17 protein-coding genes and 1 pseudogene are annotated in these 19485 nt (G+C 66.8%); 11 read left to right on the forward strand and 7 right to left on the reverse strand.

Annotated elements, in window-relative coordinates; all coding sequences use genetic code 11:
• The first annotated feature begins 81 nt into the window (after window positions 1–81).
• Window positions 82–537, forward strand: a complete 456-nt coding sequence (locus tag NKH51_RS06655; RefSeq protein WP_254764459.1) for a hypothetical protein — start codon at window positions 82–84, stop codon at window positions 535–537.
• Window positions 538–583: 46 nt separating this feature from the next.
• On the opposite strand, the gene NKH51_RS06660 is transcribed toward NKH51_RS06655, so the two are convergent.
• Window positions 584–1489, reverse strand: coding sequence for a haloalkane dehalogenase (locus NKH51_RS06660; protein WP_254764460.1), 906 nt, complete (start codon window positions 1487–1489; stop codon window positions 584–586).
• A gap of 197 nt (window positions 1490–1686) precedes the next feature.
• Here NKH51_RS06660 and bioB point away from each other — a divergent pair, with 197 nt between their 5' ends.
• From bioB to NKH51_RS06685, 5 genes are all read left to right on the forward strand, one after another.
• Window positions 1687–2790 (forward strand): biotin synthase BioB, encoded by a 1104-nt coding sequence (bioB, locus tag NKH51_RS06665; RefSeq protein ID WP_254764461.1) that lies wholly within the window; start codon window positions 1687–1689, stop codon window positions 2788–2790.
• Between the two features lie 29 nt (window positions 2791–2819).
• Complete coding sequence (gene bioU, locus NKH51_RS06670) at window positions 2820–3872, forward strand: (S)-8-amino-7-oxononanoate synthase BioU (RefSeq protein ID WP_254764462.1); 1053 nt, start codon at window positions 2820–2822, stop codon at window positions 3870–3872.
• A 151-nt stretch (window positions 3873–4023) separates the two neighbouring features.
• Window positions 4024–5238 carry an aminotransferase class I/II-fold pyridoxal phosphate-dependent enzyme gene (locus NKH51_RS06675; RefSeq protein ID WP_254764463.1) on the forward strand — a complete coding sequence of 405 codons (1215 nt, stop codon included), beginning with the start codon at window positions 4024–4026 and terminating at the stop codon, window positions 5236–5238.
• Entirely contained in the window at window positions 5235–5936 is a 702-nt protein-coding gene (bioD, locus tag NKH51_RS06680) for a dethiobiotin synthase (protein WP_254764464.1), read from the forward strand. Before NKH51_RS06675 ends, bioD begins: the two co-directional genes overlap by 4 nt.
• 60 nt (window positions 5937–5996) lie before the next feature.
• Window positions 5997–6284 carry a hypothetical protein gene (locus NKH51_RS06685; RefSeq protein WP_254764465.1) on the forward strand — a complete coding sequence of 96 codons (288 nt, stop codon included), beginning with the start codon at window positions 5997–5999 and terminating at the stop codon, window positions 6282–6284.
• On the opposite strand, the gene NKH51_RS06690 is transcribed toward NKH51_RS06685, so the two are convergent.
• Window positions 6277–7776 carry a replication factor C large subunit gene (locus NKH51_RS06690; protein ID WP_254764466.1) on the reverse strand — a complete coding sequence of 500 codons (1500 nt, stop codon included), beginning with the start codon at window positions 7774–7776 and terminating at the stop codon, window positions 6277–6279. The genes NKH51_RS06685 and NKH51_RS06690 overlap by 8 nt on opposite strands.
• Window positions 7777–7935: 159 nt before the next feature.
• Between NKH51_RS06690 and NKH51_RS06695 the strand changes: the two genes are divergently transcribed.
• Window positions 7936–9450, forward strand: a complete 1515-nt coding sequence (locus NKH51_RS06695) for a glutamate-cysteine ligase family protein (protein WP_254764467.1) — start codon at window positions 7936–7938, stop codon at window positions 9448–9450.
• A 38-nt stretch (window positions 9451–9488) separates the two neighbouring features.
• Here the strand turns inward: NKH51_RS06695 and NKH51_RS06700 are convergent, their stop codons facing one another.
• Complete coding sequence (locus tag NKH51_RS06700) at window positions 9489–10850, reverse strand: hemolysin family protein (RefSeq protein ID WP_254764468.1); 1362 nt, start codon at window positions 10848–10850, stop codon at window positions 9489–9491.
• Between the two features lie 336 nt (window positions 10851–11186).
• On the opposite strand from NKH51_RS06700, the gene NKH51_RS06705 reads away from it, so the two are divergent.
• A complete protein-coding gene (locus NKH51_RS06705; RefSeq protein WP_254764469.1) occupies window positions 11187–11948 on the forward strand; it encodes a competence/damage-inducible protein A in 762 nt (253 codons plus the stop codon).
• Between the two features lie 156 nt (window positions 11949–12104).
• The gene (locus NKH51_RS06710; protein ID WP_254764470.1) at window positions 12105–13022 is read left to right on the forward strand and encodes a M48 family metallopeptidase; all 918 of its coding nucleotides are present in this window, start codon (window positions 12105–12107) and stop codon (window positions 13020–13022) included.
• Between the two features lie 64 nt (window positions 13023–13086).
• Here the strand turns inward: NKH51_RS06710 and NKH51_RS06715 are convergent, their stop codons facing one another.
• Window positions 13087–13731: a metal-dependent hydrolase gene (locus NKH51_RS06715; RefSeq protein ID WP_254764471.1), complete on the reverse strand. Its 645-nt coding sequence runs from the start codon at window positions 13729–13731 to the stop codon at window positions 13087–13089.
• Between the two features lie 117 nt (window positions 13732–13848).
• Here NKH51_RS06715 and NKH51_RS06720 point away from each other — a divergent pair, with 117 nt between their 5' ends.
• Window positions 13849–14559, forward strand: a complete 711-nt coding sequence (locus NKH51_RS06720) for a helix-turn-helix domain-containing protein (protein WP_254764472.1) — start codon at window positions 13849–13851, stop codon at window positions 14557–14559.
• Between the two features lie 59 nt (window positions 14560–14618).
• Here NKH51_RS06720 and gcvH read toward each other — a convergent pair whose 3' ends face one another.
• Window positions 14619–15005 carry a glycine cleavage system protein GcvH gene (gene gcvH, locus NKH51_RS06725; protein ID WP_254764473.1) on the reverse strand — a complete coding sequence of 129 codons (387 nt, stop codon included), beginning with the start codon at window positions 15003–15005 and terminating at the stop codon, window positions 14619–14621.
• Between the two features lies 1 nt (window position 15006).
• Window positions 15007–16104 (reverse strand): glycine cleavage system aminomethyltransferase GcvT, encoded by a 1098-nt coding sequence (gene gcvT / locus NKH51_RS06730; protein WP_254764474.1) that lies wholly within the window; start codon window positions 16102–16104, stop codon window positions 15007–15009.
• A gap of 233 nt (window positions 16105–16337) precedes the next feature.
• Between gcvT and NKH51_RS06735 the strand changes: the two genes are divergently transcribed.
• Window positions 16338–17819 (forward strand): aldehyde dehydrogenase family protein, encoded by a 1482-nt coding sequence (locus NKH51_RS06735; RefSeq protein WP_254764475.1) that lies wholly within the window; start codon window positions 16338–16340, stop codon window positions 17817–17819.
• Window positions 17820–17858: 39 nt separating this feature from the next.
• Here the strand turns inward: NKH51_RS06735 and NKH51_RS06740 are convergent.
• A pseudogene (locus tag NKH51_RS06740) lies at window positions 17859–19483 on the reverse strand (S8 family serine peptidase).
• Between the last annotated feature and the right edge of the window lie 2 nt (window positions 19484–19485).

Here is a 19485-nt window from a genome sequence, read left to right on the forward strand (position 1 = left end):
TCAGATAGATATTTATAAATGTAGTTTAGATATTCGTCAATGGCGTATGGACAGTCACACCGAAGGGACAGTCTGTCACCGGTGACCGTTCTCACCACGGTGACGGCCGCCCTGATCGCCGGCGCGGCCCTCGGTGGCGCGTTACACGCGACCGGAAACCTCCGGACGATCGCCGGCCTGTACGGACTCGAGGGCGTGGTAAACGAGTGGACGCTGGTCTTCTGTCACAGTCTCGTCGCGGGCGGCCCGTTCGTCGCGATCGTCACTCGACTGTCACGGGGACGACGCGTCCCGCGGCCGCTCGCGGAGAGCCATCGAAGTCCGTTCCTCTGTGCCTGCGTGGGGCTCTCCTACGGTGCCCTCCTCTGGGTGACCGTCGTCGCCTACGCGGCTCCGTTCGCGTTCGGTCTCGTCACCGGTGACGCGTATCCCGTTCCGTTCCGCCACTGGGGGAGTTTCTTCGCCCTGTTGCTGTTCGGAGCCGTCTTCGGGGCGTGGTATCCGCTGCTCCGGTCGTTTTTCACCGACCAACGCTAACCCGTAGTCGACGGGCGGTACTCGACCGTCTCGAGTCGAGTGGCGCTTACTCGGACGGCGATGTCCGGTCGACGAACTCGACGATGTGTTCGGCGATCTCCTCGCCGGCGTCCTCCTGCAGGAAGTGTGCGGCCTCGTCGATCCAGATGTCGGGTTGCTCGGTTGCGGTCGGAATGTGTTGGCGAAGCGGATCACGATCGTGAGACGTGATCGGGTCCTCTCTCCCGAACAGCACGAACGCGGGTTTCTCCCACTCGCCGAGGAGGTCCTGGGTCTCGGCCATCAGCTCCGCCCCGGGATCGTCGGGCGATGTCGGGACGAGGCCGGGGAAGGTCCGCGCGGCGGCCTTGTACCGCTCGTCCGGGAACGGCGCGCGGTAGGCGTCGACCTCCTCCGCCGAGAGGTCGCGGTAGCAGCCCCCTTCGACGAGCCTGCCGATGTCGAACTCCTCGGCGGTCTCTACCATCTCGAGGAACTCGTGCCACCGGTCGCTCATCTCCTGTGTCCCGTCCGGGACGCCGGTGTTCATCGGAACGATGCGCGCGAACCGGTCGGGTTCGTGGGTCGCAAGCGACAGTCCGAGAACGCCCCCCCAGTCCTGGCAGACGAGCGTGACGTTCGTCAGGTCGAGTTCCTCGACGAAGGTCTTCAGCGCGTCGTAGTGCATCTCGACGGAGTACTCATCGAGGTCCTCGTACCGGTCGGAGCGACCACAGCCGATCAGGTCTGGAACGACGACGCGGCCGCGCTCGGCCAGCGTAGGCATCATCTTTCGGTAGAGGAACGACCACGTTGGCTCGCCGTGCAGACAGAGGAACGTCTCCTCGGCTTTGTCGGCTTCGTCGCCGGCTTCCACGTACGCCATGCGCAATCCGCCGACATCGACGTACTGGGGCTCGTAATCGAAATCCGGCACGTCCTCGAATCGCTCCTCCGGGACACTAAGGACCATACGGCGTGATACCCCACACCACTATTCAAAGATTGGGGAACCGATATCAACCGATTCTAGATTTTCTCTGGTCCGTCTCCGTCCATAATCACAATGTGTTACTCCGCAGGAAGAAGCGGCTTGACCGGCCACCGAACACTTCACGCTCGTCGCAACTATCCAAAAACGTTATAATCTCGTTAACCACGTCTAGAATCGTGGTTTACGAGACTGGAAACGAGACGGTCGACGACGCACTCGAGCGGGTGCTCTCCGGCGAGCGCCTCGACCGGACCGACGGGCTCGCGCTGATGGCCCAGCCGGTCGACGCCCTCGCGGAGGCCGGCGCGGCCGTGCGCGATCGCTTCGGCGACGGCACGGTCGACGCCTGCTCGATCGTCAACGCGAAGGCGGGCAACTGCGCCGAGGATTGTGGGTTCTGCGCGCAATCGGTCCACTTCGACACCGGCATCGACACCTACGGCTTCCTCGGCCCGGAGAAGATCCTCGAGGCCGCCAAGCGAGCCGAACGCGATGGCGCCCAGCGATTCGGCATCGTCGTCGCCGAGAAGGGCGTCTCGAAGGAACACCGCCCCGAAGAGTGGGCGGAAGTTCTCGAGTCGATCCGACTCGTCCGCGACGAGTGCGACCTCGAGGTCGACGCCTCGCTCGGTATTCTGACCGAGGAAGAGGCCGCGATCCTCGCCGAGGAGGGGATCAACCACTACAATCACAACATCGAGACCTCCCCGAACTACTTCCCCGAGATCGTCGGGAGCCACAGCTTCGAGGACCGCGTTCAGACCCTCGAGGTGGCCAAGGAGGCCGGCATGGACCTCTGTGCCGGCGTCATCCTCGGCATGGGCGAGACGCCGACCGACCGCGTCGAGGCGGCGATCGCCCTGCAGGACATCGGGATCTCCTCGCTGCCGGTCAACGTCCTCAATCCGGTCGCGGGCACGCCGCTGGCCGAGCAGGGCGTCGACATCAGTACGGCGGAAATCGTCAAGACGGTCGCGGTGTACAAGCTGCTCCACCCCGAGTCGCGGGTGCGGCTCACCGGCGGCCGCGAGGTCAACCTGGCGCCCGAGGAGCAACACCTCCCCCTCGAGGCTGGCGCGGACGGCATTCTCACCGGCGACTACCTCACCACCGAGGGCCAGTCCCCCGGCGAGGACATCGAGATCATCGAACGCGCCGGGCTCGAGCCCAACCGGGAGACCAACAACTTCGACCCCGAGGAGGTCAAGGCCCGCCACGGCGGGGCCGCCGAATCGTCGACCGGGTCGGCGAGTACGGGCGCAGAACCGAGCGACGACTGACGACACGCGAATTCACCACATCGATACACATGGACGACATCACGTTTGCGGTACTCGGAACTGGCGGCATCGGCCGACGAGCACTCGAAGTGAGCCAGCACAAAGACGCCCTGACGCCCATCGCGGCCTGTGACCGACACGGCGTCGCGTTCGACTTCGACGGCCTCGACGTCGACGAACTGCTGGCGGCCACGGAGGGAAATATCGATAACGAAGTTGCGACTGATGGAGGAACGACAGCCGCCGGGGGCGGCGTCAAACAGCACGGCGAGGACAAGGGCGTCGTCGCCTCGAGCCAGGCCCGACCCAGCGAGGACCCCATTCAGGAGGTCATCGACCACGGCGACCGGATCGACGCGGTCTTGCTCGCCCTGCCGAACTACGAACACGACTTCATCCCGCGGACCGCCGACCGCTTCGTCGAGGGCGACTACTCCGGCGTCATGATCGACGTGCTCAAGCGCTCGCGCGTGATCGACATGCTCGACGACCGCCGCGACGAGTTCGCCGAGGCCGGCATCACCTTCATCTGCGGCGCTGGCGCGACGCCCGGCCTGCTGACCGGCGCGGCGGCGCTCGCGGCACAGTCGTTCGTCGAGGTCACGGACGTCGACATCCACTGGGGCGTCGGCCTCAAATCCGGCTACGAGGACAACCGCGGCACCGTCCGCGAGGACATCGCCCACCTCCCCGAGTACGACATCGAGACCGCACGCGAGCTCTCCGAGGCCGAGATCGAGGCGATCATCGACGACCACGACGGCGTCATCGAATTCGAGGACATGGAACACGCCGACGACGTGTTGCTCGAGCGCGCGGGCGTCTGTGACGCCGCGGATGTCTCCGTCGGCGGAATCCTCGACGTGCGCAACGACGAGAAGCCGACGACGACCACCGTCCGCGTGACCGGGCGGACCTCCGACGGCGAGACCGCGACGAACACGTTCCAACTCGGCGACGAGACGAGCATGGAAGCCAACGTCAACGGCCCCGCGCTGGGCTACCTGAAAGCCGGTGTCCGGCGCAACCGTGCGGGCGAGTACGGCGTCTTCGGACCGGCCGATCTGATGCCCGGCTTCTGACCGCACTGTTCCCCTCGTCGTTTCAATGATCAAAACTATTGATGCAATCAATACCGCCACATATCGCACGCCTCGAGCGGTCTCCGGGACGAACCACCCGAGCGAGCCGAACCGTGAGAGTGAAACCGTGGCGCTGAGTCCGTCTAGTCGAATGGCCGACCGCGGGTTCGACCTCGAGGACCGACTCCGGACGCTCGAGGAGAACGACTTGAAACGGGCACTCTCGCCTGGCGATCGGGTCGCCGAGCGCGGCTACTTCGCCGAGCCGTCGGGCGCCGATCTCCCGGTACTCGACTCGGCGGAGGCGCTGGTGTTTGCCTCGAACAACTATCTGGGGCTGACCGACGACCAGCGGGTACAGGACGCGGCCCGACAGGCGGCCGCGACCGTCGGCACCGGCGCGGGCGCGAGCCGCCTCGTCACCGGTGATACGCTGGTCCATCAGGATTTAGAGCGCGTGCTTGCCGAGACGAAAGGCACCGAGCGCGCGCTCGCATTTTCGTCCGGGTACGCCGCGAACGTGGGGACGATCGCAGCGCTCGAGCCCGACGTGGTCTTCTCCGACGAACTAAATCACGCGAGCATCATCGATGGCTGTCGGCTCGCGGCTTCCGAGACTGTCGTCTACGACCACTGCGACGCCGCGAGCCTGCGAGCGGCCCTCGAGGAGCGGGCCGACCGAGCTGGAGGGGGAACGGCCGACGAATCCTGGCTGATCGTCACCGACTCGGTGTTCAGCATGGACGGCACCGTCGCCCCGCTCGAGGACATCTGCGACGCCGCCGAGGAGTTCGGCGCGTGGGTGATGGTCGACGAGGCCCACGCGACGGGCCTCTACGCGAACGGCGGCGGTATCGTCCAGGCCGAAGGGCTCGAGGACCGAGTCCAAATCCAGATGGGGACGCTCTCGAAGGCGCTGGCCAGTCAGGGCGGCTACGTCGCCGGCAGTTCGGAACTGATCGAGTGTCTCCTCAACGACGCCAGATCGTTCGTCTTCTCGACCGGCCTCGCGCCGCCGGCCGCCGCCGCCGCCAGCGAGGCGTTGCACGTCGCTCGCCACGGCGACGTGCGCGAGCGACTCTGGGAGAACGTCGCTCACTTGCGCGATGGCCTCGAGTCGATGGGGCTCGAGGTCTGGGGCGACTCCCAGATTCTCCCCGTCGTCATCGGCGACCGTCGGGACGCGATGGCCCTCGCGGAGGGGATCCGCGAGCGAGATGTCGTCGCACCGGCGATCCGGCCGCCGACTGTCCCCGAGGGAACCAGCCGCATCCGCGTCGTCCCGATGGCGACCCACGGGCAGGGCGACATCGTCGCCTGCCTCGAGGCGTTCCGCGCCGCAGGCGAGGAGGTGGGGCTGCTGTGAGCGCAGCCCGACCGATCGCCGTCGTGGGCACCGGGACCGACGTCGGAAAGACGGTCATCACGGCCGGGCTCACGCACCTGCTTCGCGACGCCGGTCACAACGCACGGGCGATCAAACCGGCCCAGACGGGTCATCCGCCGGACGACGACGCGGGCTTCGTCGCCGGGGCCTGTGACGATCCGACCGCCGCGACCTGCCCGCGCTACCTCGAGCCCGCGCTGGCTCCCCGCGTCGCGGCCGAAATCGCGGACGAAGAGCTCACCTACGAGTCGATCCGTGCGGCCTGCGAGCGCGAGATCGAGGCGACGCCGGTCCCGTTCGTCGAAGGGATCGGCGGACTCCGGGTGCCGCTGGCCGGCGACCACGAGGTGATCGACCTCGTGGCCGATCTCGAGGCGACGGCGGTCGTCGTCACCCGGTCGGGGCTCGGGACGCTCAACCACACCGCGCTCTCGGTCGACGCGCTCGAGGACCGCGGCGTCGATGTCTGCGGGATCGTCGTCAACGAGTACGCCGGCGAAACCGTCGCCGAGCGGACGAACCCGGACGAACTCGAGCGGATGACCGGCTACGCGGTCGAGACGGTGCCGCCGCTGGGCGGGAGAGACGACGAACCCGACCCGCGCGAGCTAGCCGCCGGCGTCAGCGACGCACTGTCGCCCGCGTTTCGTGAGCGATTGCCGATAGAACGCGTCTGATCGGTCGGCGTCCACTCAGGCCGACGGTGTCGGTGGCTCTTCTTCCGACGACGACCGGTCGTGGTCGGACGAAACAGTCGACGCCTCGCCGTCGAGGTCGACGAGGCAGGAGACAACCTCGGATTTCCGGTGTTTCACCTCGAGATGGACCCGGAGATCGTTGCGGTCGCCGTACGTTTCTGTGCAAAGCGGGCAGCTATGGGGGTTCGTCATTCAACCAGTCACCATGTATTCGTCTCATCGTTTATCGACGTAATAGTGTCGATTATTCAATATATGGATATATCGAGCGGGCTGAACGCTTGGATGGCATCCGGAGACGAACCAGCAGGGACGTTCGTCACATGAAATCGCTCAGCCCTGACTGATCGTCGTCAGGTTCGTCGGCCGCCGACTGATCGTCCGCTGTCGACTCCGTGGCCGACCCGTCGTCGGTCTCCGAGGCCACGAGCGTCTGTTGTTCGTTGCCGCCGTCATCCGCGTCCGTATCGGCGGCGGGTTCGTCGGTATCGTCCTCGCTCGAGCGCTCGGCCTCGAAGAAGGCGTTGCCCGAGTGTTCGACCGCTTCCTCCGCTTTGCGCTCTTCGGCGTCTTCGACGATCGACTGGACCTTGTTTGTGTCTTTCCCGCTGCCGGTGACAAAGGAGACCTCCGACGCGTCGAGGTCGTAGGCGGCGGCCATGCGGACGGTCAGCTCGCGGTTCTTGCAGTGGTGGGTCATCGCCGAGAGGAACGGAAGGATCTCGCGGCGGGCCGTGGCGACGCTCGCGCCCTCGCGCTCGGCGATACGCTCGGCGATCGAATCGCGGGTGTTCCGGGTTCCTTTCGTGCGACCGAGTTTCGACCAGTAGCTCGGCGGGCCGTAGCGGGTCCAGCCGCCCTTGTCGCCCCGCCGGGAGGCGGCGACGCCGGCGGTCATGTTGTCCGTCGCGTACCGCCAGAACGAGTAGTTCTGCGTGGCCCGAACCCGGCCCAGCCAGCGGTCGGCGTTCGAGAGGAACCCGTAGGCGTCGGCCAGTTCGGCGCCCTCGTAGTCTTTCGGGACGTTGTCTTCGATCCAGTTGAGCAGATCGTCCGGCGTCTCGTCGACATCGTAGGAGGCCCGCAACGCGCCTTCGGCGTCTTCCTCTTTGATGAGCGCGTCGAGGAAGTCGAAGATGCCCTCGGTGGTGTCGCGCTGGCCGGTCACCACGTCCTCGACGGTCAGCCGCTCGGTCTCCTCGGCGACCGCCTGCAGGTCGTTGACCGCCGAGCGCAGGTCGCCGCTGGTCGACTCGGCGATCTTCTCTAGCGCTTCCTCGTCGAACTCGACGCCCTCGCGGCGGCAGATGTCCCGGAGGACGGGCACGATCGAGCGCTTCGAGACATCGCGGAACTCGATGGTCTCGCAGGCGTTGCGTAGCGACTGGCTCATGTCGTAGAACTCGTTGGCCACGAGAACGATCGGCTGGTTCGCGTCCTTGACGACGCGGGTGACCTCCCGCGAGCCGCCGTAGTCGGCGTTCCCGTGGAAGTTGTCCGCCTCGTCCAGAATGACCAGCCTGCGGCCCGCCCCGCCGGCGGTGAGCGTCCCGCTTTTTGCGGCTTCGCCGGCGACGCGTTCGATCACGTCGGCCCCACGGCTGTCGCTGGCGTTGAGTTCCATCACCGGCCAGCCCAGGTCGTTGGCCAGCGCGTGGGCGGCCGACGTTTTCCCGACGCCGGGGCTGCCGTGAACGATCACCGACTTGCGGTGGTCGTCCCAGCTCTCGGCCCACTCCCTGAGCTGATCGCGGGCCTTGTTGTTGCCGCGCACCTCCGACAGCGTCGTCGGGCGGTACGTCTCCGTCCAGTCGGTCATTGAATACCGATTGGGGTGAGCCGCGTTTAGTGGTTGCGGAGCGTCACTCTTCGTCGATCGGTTTCAGGTCGAGGCGGGCCGGAACGTCTTCGTGCGCCTCGTCGCTCGAGCCATCCTCGATACCCTACTTCTATGCGACTGGCCGGCTTTAATCCGGTAATGGCGGATCTGGTCGACCTCGTTCACCGCTCGCTCCGTGACGAGGCCCGACGCGAGTTCGACGACCGCGTCGACGAGCAGGCCACGCGGCTGGCCGACGCCCTTCGCGAGGGGCGACTCGACAGCCCCGGCTTCGGGCTGGGGATCGAACTCGAGGCCTACGCGGTCGACGGGGACGGCGAACTCACCCGAGTGCCGAAGACCGTCCTCGAGAGCGACTGCGAGAAGGAACTCGGACGGCAGAACGTCGAGTTTCACACGGAGCCGTCGTCGTTCGACGGCGACGGGATCGCCGATCAGGCAGCAGCGCTCCGGCGGCGCTATCGGCGCGTGCAACGGGTCGCGGACGAAGCGGGCGCATCGATCGCCCTCGACGCCATGTGGACGATGCCGCCCGCGGCGGGAAGCTATCCGTACCTCGCGGACGTCGGCGACCGCGAGGGGGTCACGATCGCCAAGAACATGACGCCGTCGCCGCGGTACTGCGCGATCGACAACGACATCCTGGCGCGAACGGGCGGGTCGGTCGCGCTCGAGGTGCCTGGCGTCGAGCGGCGCTTTCCGTCGATCCTGTTCGAGTCGCTGGCGAGTTCGATCCAGCCCCACGTCCAGATTCCCGACGCCGAGGCGTTTCCGCGCTACTACAACCTCGCCGTCCGGACGCTCGGGCCGGTGCTCGCGCTGGCGACGAACTCGCCGCTGTTACCGCCGGACCTGTACGATATCGAGGACCCGGCCAGCCTGCTCGAGGAGACCTACCACGAACTCCGCATTCCGGTGTTCGAACAGTCGATCAATCGGGCGTGGGAGAAGGTCCGGTTCCCCCGCGGAATCGACGACGCGACCGACACCCTCGAGCGGCTCGCGGCCGACCAGACGTGTGCCCCGTTTCTGCGCGAGTGGCTCGCGGACGGGGACCGCGAGACGTTTTCGGATCGGTTCTGGGAACTCGACCACAAGCGGGGAACGTACTGGCGATGGCTCCGGGCCGTCATCGGGGGCCAGCCCGTCGGTCAGGGGGACCGATGGTCGATCCGCATCGAGTACCGCCCGCTCCCGACCCAGCCGACGATCGCCGAGAACATCGGGTTCCAGTGTTTAGTCGCCGGCCTCCTCCGCGGGCTGTACGTGGCCGACCACCCGCTCGCGAGCCTCGAGCACGACGCGGCCGAGCGGAGCTTCTACGCGGCGGTCGAGGACGGGCTCGAGGCGGACCTCGCGTGGCTCACCGCCGACGGCGACCGGACGACGGACTCGAGCGTGATCTACGACGAGCTCTTCGCGTTCGCCCGTCGCGGCCTCCGCGAGCAGGGCGTGCCGTCGGAGACGATCGAGACGTACCTCGGTCTGCTCGAGACCCGCTGGGCCGAGCGGACGACGCCCAGTCGCTGGAAGCTCGACCGGGTCGCCGACGGGCTCGAGGCGGGCGAATCGTTCGAGGACGCAGTGTTCGCCATGCAACGCGAGTACTTCGACCGATCGGCCGGCGATGAACCGGTCACGCAGTGGTCCTGAATCAGTCGGGTCGGACCTCGAGACCCCGCGTCCGGCGGTCAATCGGAGGGATCCTCGGCTTCGGCTTCCGGAACTCCTTCACTGACGACCACTCGTGAGACCCGCGTCCCCTCGACCGCCTCCACGGTCACTTCGTAGCCGTCGACTTCGATCGCGTCGCCGACCTCCGGCGGACGGCCCAGCCGGCTCAGGACCAGTCCGCCGATGGTGTCGAACGCCTCGCTCTCGAAGTTCGTCTCGAGGGTCTCGTTGACCGCCGCGAGCGAAACGCCGCCGTCCATGGCGTAGCGGCCGTCGGTCAGCTCGTCGATCGAGGGTTCCATCTCCGCGACGTCGAACTCGTCTTGGATTTCGCCGATCACGACCTCGATGACGTCCTCGATCGTGAGGATTCCCTCGAACGCGCCCCACTCGTCGATGACGACCGCCAGTTGGACGTTCCGTGCGCGGAACTCCGCGAGGATCTCGTCGATTCGGCGGGTCTCGGGGACGATAATGACGTCTCGAGCCAGATCGCGCGCGGTGGGTTCCTCGGCCGCCGAGCCGTCGGTCTCGTTTGCGGTCTCGATCGCGTGGAGGACGTCTTTCGCGTGGACGAACCCGACGACGGGCTCGTCGGCGTCGTCGTCGACGATGGGGAATCGGGTGTAGCTCCCGCTCGCGGCGACGCCCCGGAGCTCCGAGAGGGGCATATCGGCGCGGACGGTGACGACGTCCGGTCGGGGGACCATGACCTCGCGGGCGATCGTATCGCCCAGATCGAAGACGGCCTCGATCATCTCGACTTCGTCCGTCTCGACGGCGCCCTGTTCGCCGGACCGCGAAACGATGCGTACGATCTCCTCCGGACTGTGGCTCTCGTCGCGCTCGGAGGCCGGCGCGACGCCGATCAGGCGCGTGAAGAAGTTCGCCGTCCCGTTGAAGACGACGATACCGGGGATGAAGATGTAGTAGAAGAACTTCATCGGGGCGGCGACCAGCAGCGCGATCCGCTCGGCATCGGCGATGGCGAGCGTCTTCGGCGCGAGTTCGCCGAAGACGACGTGGAGGAACGTGATGACGCTGAACCCGACTGCAATAGAGACCAGATGCAGCGTACCAGCGGGCAACACTGGCCCCAAAACGGGCTCGAGCAGCGAGGCGATGGCCGGTTCGCCGACCCAGCCCAGTCCCAGCGAGGCGATCGTGATCCCCAATTGGGTGGTCGCCAGATAATCGTCCAGATTCTCCTCGGCCTCCTGGACCAGCTTCGCCGACGACTTCCCCTCCTCGACGAGCGTCTCGATCTGAGTCGATCGGATGCGGACGTAGGCGAACTCCGCCGCGACGAAGAAGCCGTTCAGGAAGACCAAGAAGAGAGCGAAGAGGAGCCGACCGACCGAGAAAACGAGGTCTACCACCGCCCCCACCTCGGCGACCTCGAGCGCTTCGTCGGCGTCGCACTCACGACAGTTTCTCGACGCACTCGACGACCGATCCGTCGGTCTCGCTCGCTCGAGCGAGCGGCCCGACGGACGACGATCGGCGGCGGAGACGCGGAACGGGCCTCGCAGCCGGTAGAGACGACCATACGGGTACTTGGCACAGGACTTACAAAACCGTAGCGCTGGCGATCGACCGCCGACCGGCGGGCGCTCGTCCGAAGCCGCGATCGATCGGCCGGCAACGGCACGCCGGTCCGTCCGATCGATGGCCGGGTCCGGAGCGGCTAACTGGCTGTAACTCCAACGCCGCCCATGAACGTCGCGATCGTCACCGTCGGCGACGAGATCCTCGCGGGGTCGACCACCAACACCAACGCGTCGTGGCTGGCCGAGCGGATCACCGCACGCGGCAGCACCGTCGCCCGAATTCTGACGATCCCCGACGACCGCGACCTCATCGCCGACTACGTCGCCCGCTGGAGCGACGCCTTCGACGCCGTCATCGTTACCGGCGGCATCGGCGGCACGCCCGACGACGTGACCGTCGAAGCCGTCGCCGACGGCCTCGAGCGGGAGTTCGTCGTCCACGGCGAAATTCGCGAGCGCCTCCTCGAGAAGGCCGCGGCCTTCCGTGACGAGAACCCGGAGATGGTCGAGGAGTACGACCTCCAACTGGACATCGACGCGGCCGCTTCGATCCCCGAGGGCGCGACGCCGATCGTCGTCGACGAGGGGTGGGCTCCCGGCTGCGTCGTCGAGAACGTCTACGTCTTCGCCGGCATCCCCGACGAGATGAAAGCGATGTTCGAGCAAGTGGCCGACGAGTTTCAGGGCGACGCCGTCGCTCGGACGCTGTACACGCCGGCCCCCGAGGGATCCCTCCACGAGGCGCTCGAGGAGGTGAGCGAGCGGTTCGATGTCTCCGTGGGTAGTTATCCCCGCAGCGAGCACCGACCGGGCCGGATTCGGGTCTCGAGTACGGAGCCGGAGACGGTCGACGCGGCCCTCGAGTGGCTGCGGGAGCGCGTCGAGACGACCGAACCGCCGTCGGCCGATGTGAACACCACGGATTGACGGACGACGGTTCGTTCTCGAGCAATCTGACTGGGTCCAACCAACGGAACACGCGGAGCTTTTAATTTCAGGAAGTAGTGAATATACAGGGAGAGGACACCGTCGAGAATGCGACCGACGATATTTGCGGGACTTGCGGCCCGTGCCACGCTTGCAGTGGCCATCAGTGGAGTAGTACTCGCCGGTAGCCTTGCCATCGTAGTGGTGATCGCAGTCGTCAGCGGGATGGTTTTCTCTGCATACGCGTCTGATGTGCTGGACTTCGCTCATATTTCTCTCCCGAGTGTAGTGTGGGCGGCCGTCTGGTCGCTCTGTGGTCTCTGTGCGATCGTCTGGTTCACTCGGGCGATTGCGAGCGCCGTCCGTCTCGGACGCACTGATCTCCTCCAACGAACGACTCCGTTCTCGGAGATAGCGGGAAAGGAGCCGTCAAACACCGAATACGCAATTAGTCGTCTCGCGAGCCAGATAGATGTCCCAACACCGCCGATACGAGTCAATCCAACGGCGACGCCGCTCGCGTTCACGACGTATCGATCGGATGACCCGATCGTCAGAACCGGTCACGACGCGACGCCGGTCCTCGTCGTCTCGCGGGGACTCATCGAGACACTCTCGGAGTCAGAGCTCTCGGCAGTCCTCGCACACGAACTCGCCCACATTTCCAACGACGATCTTCGACTGCTCACGGTGATACTCATCCCGCTCATCGGCGCTGAAAGGCTTACACCGGACGAGGGGAGTACGTCGAACGTCCTCGAAGTTTGCGGGCATCTCCTCAACAGTATCGCACTGATCGGGGTCGGCGTCTTCTCCCGAGGTCGAGAACTGGCCGCAGACCGTGCCGCCGCCGAGTTGACCGGCGATCCGGCTGCACTTGCGACTGCGCTCGAGAAACTCGACGAAGCAGCGCCCGCCAAACCGACAGCTGACCTTCGCGAGCACGCTCGCTCGACAAACGCGATCGCTATTCTTCCGACACTCGGCGACGAACGCCCCAGTTCGGGGCTTCGTTCGACGCATCCGCCGCTCGAGACGCGCCTCAGGCAGCTTCGCTCGTTGGCGGCCGACTGATCCAATAAGACCACGGTGACCGAACTGAGCGTCACCGTCGCGCTGTATCGAAAGGGATCAGTGGTCATGCCGACCGACGGTCCTCGAGAATCCGCACGCCCACCGCAGTCAGTCCGGCGACGGTGAGCACGAACCGCTCGCCGGTCCCCGCGATGGGGAAGATCCGCTCGATGCCCGTCGCGGGTTCGCCACGGGTGGGGTCGAACCCGGTTCTGTAGTGGGTGTTCTCGGTCGTCCCGCGGGCCGTCGTCTCGGCGAGTCCGCTGCCCTCGAGTTCGACGAACGTCTGGACGAGCCCGCGCTGGTCGGTGAGCAGCAGCGAGCCCGAGAGGTCGTAAAACCGGTCGTGGAGCGGCCAGAAGAGGTTGACGCCGTTGAAGAAGGCGTCGAACAGGACGTGCGCGAACAGGAGCGCGGCGAGCGTCGTCCACGCGACTCGAGGGGCCGTCTCTCCCCAGCGCGCTCGGACGAACGATTCCTCGCGGACCGCGCCGTCCCAGAGCAAGACGGCGGCGGGGACGAGGACGATCCAGAGGTTGTGCAGCGCCGCGCGGTGGGTGCCGGGGACGACGATCCCGATCAGCGTGTCGAGATCCAGCAGCGCGCTACAGCCCATCACGAACAGGATCTTGCGGGTATCGAACGCGTCGCCGAGCAGCGCGACGCCGAGCAGTCCCGCAAACGCGACGTGGACGACGGTCGATGGCACGTACCGCCGACTCGAACCGCGAGGGCTTGACTGTTGGGGCGTCGGGTCGAGCTCGCGCGACCCGTCGCGGCGGTCCGTCTCCGGTAGGTACTTGAGTCGACCGGGCGACCGACGCGTATGGGCGGGCGCGGACCGAAACGGGAACTCGCGGAGAAGATCGCCGGGGAGATCACGTTGAGCGACGACCCCGGCGCGACGCTGCGGAAGTGGCGCACCGACTTCGACGTCTCGCAGACCGACCTCGCGGCCGAACTCGACGTTTCGTCGTCGGTTATCTCCGACTACGAGAGCGGCCGCCGGGAGAGCCCCGGCATCGGCGTCGTCGGTCGACTCGTCGAGGGGCTACTCGCGATCGACGAGCGCCGCGGCGGCGAGCGCATCCGGCAGTACGGTCGCGTCCTCTCGGCGGGCTTCGAGAGCGACGTGGTCCACGACCTGCGGGAGTACGCCACCTCGATCCCCCTCGCGCGGCTCTACGACGACCTCGAGGCCACGGAGATTGCGTCGAGCGGCACCGACAGCGTCAGCGGCCACACCGTCATCGACAGCATTCAGGCGATCACCCGCCTCTCGAGCGAGGAGTTCTTCCGACTCTACGGCCAGAGCACGAATCGCGTCCTCGTCTTCACGGGCGTGACGCGAGGCGAATCCCCGCTGGTCGCGCTGCGGGTCGTCAACCCGACGCCGAACGCCGTCATCCTCCACGGCATCGACGAGGCCGACCTCTGGGACCACGCGGCCGATCTGGCGCGGATCGACGGCTACTCGCTGGCCGTGACGAACGCGCCGTTGGACGAGATGCTCGAGCACCTCGTGACCCTCGAGTGAGCCAGTAGTGCTTGCGGCGCCGCTGTTGGGAACCGAGCAGAAAGGTGATCAGCGGCGGCTTACGCGATCTGCTTCTCGTACTCGTCGGCGGTCAGGAGCGCCCCGAGTTCGTCGGGATCGTCCGGTTCGATCTCGAGCATCCAGCCCTCGCCGAACGGGTCGTCGTTGACGAGTTCGGGCGCGTCGAACAGGTCGTCGTTGATCGCGACGACCTCGCCGCCGACCGGCGCGTAGAGGTCGGAGACGGCCTTGATCGACTCGACGACGCCGAACTCCGCCTCCTGAGAGAGGTCGTCGCCCACGTCGGGGAGTTCGACGAAGACCACGTCGCCGAGTTCGTCCTGAGCGAAGTCGGAGATGCCGACCTGAACGGTGCCATCGTCGGTCTCGAGGGCCCACTCGTGCGATTCCAGATACCGTCTATCGTCGGGAACGTCGAAGCTCATGTTATACTGTGTCGATGAAGGGCGTCGTTTCAACTCTTGCCTTTTTGGACTGACCGCGGACGATCACCTGCAGCGTCGTCCCCGGCTCGGCGTACTCGACGGGGACGTAGCCCAACCCGATCGGTCGCTCGAGCGTGGGGCTCATCGTCCCGCTCGTGACGGTGCCGATAACCCGGCTCTCGGCGTTCGTGATGTCGTAGCCGTGTCGGGGGACGCCGCGGTCGATCAACTGGAAGCCGACCAACTGTTCGTCGACGCCCGCGTCCTCGATCTCCGCGAGGGCGTCCCGGCCGACGAACTCGGTCTCGAGCGCGACGGTAAAGCCGATGCCGGCCTCGTAGGGCGTCCGCGGGTCGGTCTCGGAGTCGAAGTCCTGCCCGGCGAGCAGCAAGCCGGCCTCGATGCGGAGCGTATCCCGCGCGCCGAGCCCGCAGGGCTGGCAGTCGAACGCCGCCCAGATCTCCTCGGCCGCCGCCCACGGGACGATCAGCTCGAAGCCGTCCTCGCCGGTGTAGCCCGTGCGGGCGGTCCAGCACTCGACGCCGTCGATCGTCGCGTAGCGGGCCCCGAAGCGCTCGAGGTCGTCGACCGATTCGTCGGTCGCTTCCTCGACCAGCGCGACCGCGTTCGGCCCCTGGACGGCGAACATGGCGTACTCGTCGGTCCGGTTGTCGACGACCGCCTCGAGATCCCACTCGTTGCGGTAGCGGATCCATCGCTCGTGAGTCGCCTCGTCGGTGCCGGCGTTGGGGACGAACAGGAAAGTCGACTGCCCGTCTTCGTCGGGCAGTCGGTAGATCACCGTATCGTCGATGATGACTCCGTCCTCGTCGGTGATGACGGCGTACTGGGAGTCACCCACGTCGAGCCGGGTGACGTCGTTCGAGGTGAGCCGTTGCATCAGTTCCGTCGCGTCCGGGCCCGAGACGTGAATCTGGCCCATGTGCGAGACGTCGAAGATGCCCGCGTCCTCCCTGACGGCCGCGTGCTCGGTCTGAATCGAATCGAACTCGACCGGCATATCCCAGCCGCCAAACTCCGTGAACTTCGCCCCGCGCTCGTCGTGAATCCCACGTAACGGCGGCGTCTGAAGCGGCATATCCGGAACGTCATCCGCGGAGTAGTAATGTCTTTTCGTCGGCCGAACGCCGCGACCGATGACGGGACCGGCGTCCCCTTCGAAACATTCGAGCCGGTACCCGCCTCGAGAGAGTCCACATCACGTCCGATTCGACCGACGGGGAGGCGAAACCTAGTGTGGTTAACAACCCGGCGGGCTATCGCCTCCGGTTGCCGAAACTATATGCCTAAAAACAACGTACAGATCTCCGTATGAGCGCTCCGAAACTCGAGCCCCAAGCGGAGTGGGATCGAATTTACATCGACGGCGAGTGGCGTGAGGCTGCCAGCGGCGAGACGCTCCCGGTGGAAAATCCGGCGAAACAGGAAGTGTTTACGGAAGTACCGGCGGCGACCGAGGAGGACGTCGACGCCGCCTACGAGGCGGCCGAGGCCGCCCAGCCGGAGTGGGAAGACACGCCCCGCGAGGAGCGCAACGAGATCGTCCAGAACCTACTGAACGAACTCAACGGCCGCTTCGAGGAGGTCGCGGGCCTGCTCGCGACGGAGGCCGGCACGCCCGGCTATCGAGCGATGGGCGAGTTCGCCACCGCGACCGGCGACGTGGAGATGGCACTGGAACTCGAGGCGCCCGAAGAGGAGGTCCGGCCCTCCTCATCGGTCGACGACAAGGACAACCACATCGTCTACGAGCCGGTCGGCGTCGTCGGCGTCATCTCGCCGTGGAACTTCCCGCTGCACCTCTCGCTGCGCGCCGTTGCGCCCGCGATCGCGCTGGGTAACACCGTCGTCCTGAAGCCGGCGACCGACACCCCGATCACGGGCGGCCTGCTCATCGCGAAGCTCTGCGAGGCCGCGGGCGTCCCCGACGGCGTCGTCAACGTCGTCACCGGCCGCGGCTCCGACATCGGCGACCGGATCGCCAACCACCCCATCCCGCGGGTCATCTCCTTTACCGGCTCGACGGCCGTCGGTAAGGGCGTCGCCGAAAACGCCGGCGGCAGCCTCGCGCTACCCGCCCTCGAGCTCGGGGGCAACGCGCCATTCATCGTCACCGACGAGGCCGACCTCGAGCGGGCCGCCCGCGCCGGCGCGTTCGGGTCGTTCTTCCACCAAGGGCAGGTCTGCATCTCGATCAACCGCCACCTCGTCCACGAGTCGCTGTACGACGAGTACGTCGACCTGCTGGTCGACCACGCCGAATCGCTCATCGTGGGCGACCCCTCCGAGAACGAGGACGTCACGTTCGGTCCGGTCCAAAACGAAACCCAGCGCGACGATCTGGTTGCGTTCATCGAGGAGACGGTCGACGCGGGTGCGACCCTCGAGACGGGCGGCGAGGCCGACGGGCTGTTCGTCGAGCCGACGGTCCTCTCGGACTGCACCAACGACATGCCGACGGCCTGCAACGAGCACTTCGGCCCCGTCGCACCCGTGATCCCGTTCTCGGACGACGAGGAGGCCATCGAACTGGCCAACGACACCGAGTACGGCCTCTCGGCGGCGGTCTTCTGCGAAGACGAAGAGCGCGCCCGCGACCTCGCCGATCAGGTCGAAGCCGGCATGGTCCACATCAACGACCAGCCGATCAACGAAGACCACAACGCGCCCTTCGGTGGCGTCAAGCAGTCGGGCCTCGGGCGCTACCACGGCGAGTGGATCGTCCAGGAGCTGACCGAACCCAAGTGGATCTCGGTGCAGGGCGAGGAGCGCGACTACTTCATCTTCGACTAGATCGGCTGGCGGCCGGTCGGGTACCGCCCGCGACCCGTTTTATCGCCCGCGTTCCTCGAGTCGCAACGTGTACTCACCGAACCCGCTTTTCGCGTGGACCTGTAGCCCGAGATCCTCGCCGCCCTCGAGCGCAAACGTGACCGATTCGCTCGTCCCCGACCCGGTCGCAGACTCGTCGTGGTTCCACCGGTTGGGCGAGCGGCCGTCGGTGGTCACGTAGAGGTCGAAGTCGCCGCTCGAGGGGCCCTCGAGCGAGACCGTGATCGAGCAGGGGTCAGCCGTCTGCAGCGCGTAGCCATACCGGTCGCTTTCGCCCCACCAGCCGCTGCCGTCGAGCGAGCCGCCGGCACTGGCGGTGATCGTCTCGTCGCCGCACTGGCTCTGCGTGTCTTCGCTGGCGTCGCCGCCTTCGCTTTCGCCGTCCTGAACGGGTCCATCTCGACCGCCGCGGCCGCGTCCACCCGGCCGTACCCCTGTTCGGTCTCGCCGAGGCCCACGTCGACGGCGGTCTCGCGGAGGTGCCGGCGGAGTTCCGACCGCGTGAGATCGGGGTGCGCCGAGAGTGCAAGGCCGGCGACGCCGGCCACGATCGGGGACGCCATCGACGTGCCCGACATCCGGGCGTAGCCATCGCCGGTGACGCTCGAGACGATTCGATCCCCTGGCGCGGCGAGTTCGATCTCCGGGCCGGTGTTCGAGAACGATGCCAGGGAGTCGTCGGACTCGACGGCCGAGACGGCGACGACGGTGTCCTCCGATGCGGGCGAGAAGACACGGTCGGCTCCCGAGTTGCCGGCCGCGGCGACGAGGAGGACGCCGCGGTCGGCCGCGTACTCGCAGGCCGAACGCATGGTCTCATAAGAGCCGTCGACGCCCAGCGAGAGGTTGACGATATCCGCGCCGGCATCGGCAGACCACTGGATCGCGTCGGCGATGTCCGAGAGCGATCCCCGCCCGGTCTCGTCTAAGGCGCGAGCCGAGAGCAGCGAGCAGTCGCTAATCCCCGCGTGACCGGTGGCGTCGTCGGTGCCGCCGGCAGCGATGCCGCCGACGTGGGTACCGTGGTCCTCGTCGGCCGCGGGGTACGGATCGCCGTCGTCGTCGGCGAAGTCCTCGCCGATCCGGTCGTCGACGACCGACTCGAGCGCCAGGTGGTCGTACTGGATCCCCTGGTCGACGACGGAGATGACGACGTCCGAACTGCCGCGCGTCGTCTCCCAGGCGCGCTCGCAGCCGATCTGCTGGGGCGCGTGCTGGTAGTCGTAGTAGGGGTCGTCGGGCGCGAGCAGCGACTGGACCGTGACGTTGGGCTCCGCGTACTCGACCGCAGGCGAACGCGTGATGGTCTCGATGAACTGTTCGCGAGCGTGGGCGGGCGCTTCGGAGGGGAATGAGACCACGGCGTAGCGGATCGTCTCGTTGCTGTGGACGACCTCGGCGTCGCCGGGGACGGCTCCCCGCGCTTCCGCGGCCACGTCGGCGTCGGGTTCGATACCGACGATGATCTCGTCTTCCTTCGGACCGGGTTCGCGGCCGGGTGTCGCGCTCGCGACGCCGCTCGAGCCGATCAGTCCGCCGAGAGCGATCGAACCGACACCGGTCAAGACCGTCCGGCGGTCGTACGTCCGATCGGCGCTGTCGTCGGGGGGACCGTTCTGTGTCATCG

Source organism: Natrinema marinum, from assembly GCF_024296685.1.
Classification (GTDB): domain Archaea; phylum Halobacteriota; class Halobacteria; order Halobacteriales; family Natrialbaceae; genus Natrinema; species Natrinema marinum.

Excerpts from the sequence above, each read along its gene's own strand:
- NKH51_RS06660 (WP_254764460.1), bottom strand. The coding sequence starts at position 1,489 with ATGGTCCTTAGTGTCCCGGAGGAGCGATTCGAGGACGTGCCGGATTTC.
- bioU (WP_254764462.1), top strand. The coding sequence starts at position 2,820 with ATGGACGACATCACGTTTGCGGTACTCGGAACTGGCGGCATCGGCCGA.
- NKH51_RS06675 (WP_254764463.1), top strand. The coding sequence starts at position 4,024 with ATGGCCGACCGCGGGTTCGACCTCGAGGACCGACTCCGGACGCTCGAG.
- NKH51_RS06690 (WP_254764466.1), bottom strand. The coding sequence starts at position 7,776 with ATGACCGACTGGACGGAGACGTACCGCCCGACGACGCTGTCGGAGGTG.
- NKH51_RS06695 (WP_254764467.1), top strand. The coding sequence starts at position 7,936 with ATGGCGGATCTGGTCGACCTCGTTCACCGCTCGCTCCGTGACGAGGCC.
- NKH51_RS06705 (WP_254764469.1), top strand. The coding sequence starts at position 11,187 with ATGAACGTCGCGATCGTCACCGTCGGCGACGAGATCCTCGCGGGGTCG.
- NKH51_RS06720 (WP_254764472.1), top strand. The coding sequence starts at position 13,849 with ATGGGCGGGCGCGGACCGAAACGGGAACTCGCGGAGAAGATCGCCGGG.
- gcvH (WP_254764473.1), bottom strand. The coding sequence starts at position 15,005 with ATGAGCTTCGACGTTCCCGACGATAGACGGTATCTGGAATCGCACGAG.
- gcvT (WP_254764474.1), bottom strand. The coding sequence starts at position 16,104 with ATGCCGCTTCAGACGCCGCCGTTACGTGGGATTCACGACGAGCGCGGG.
- NKH51_RS06735 (WP_254764475.1), top strand. The coding sequence starts at position 16,338 with ATGAGCGCTCCGAAACTCGAGCCCCAAGCGGAGTGGGATCGAATTTAC.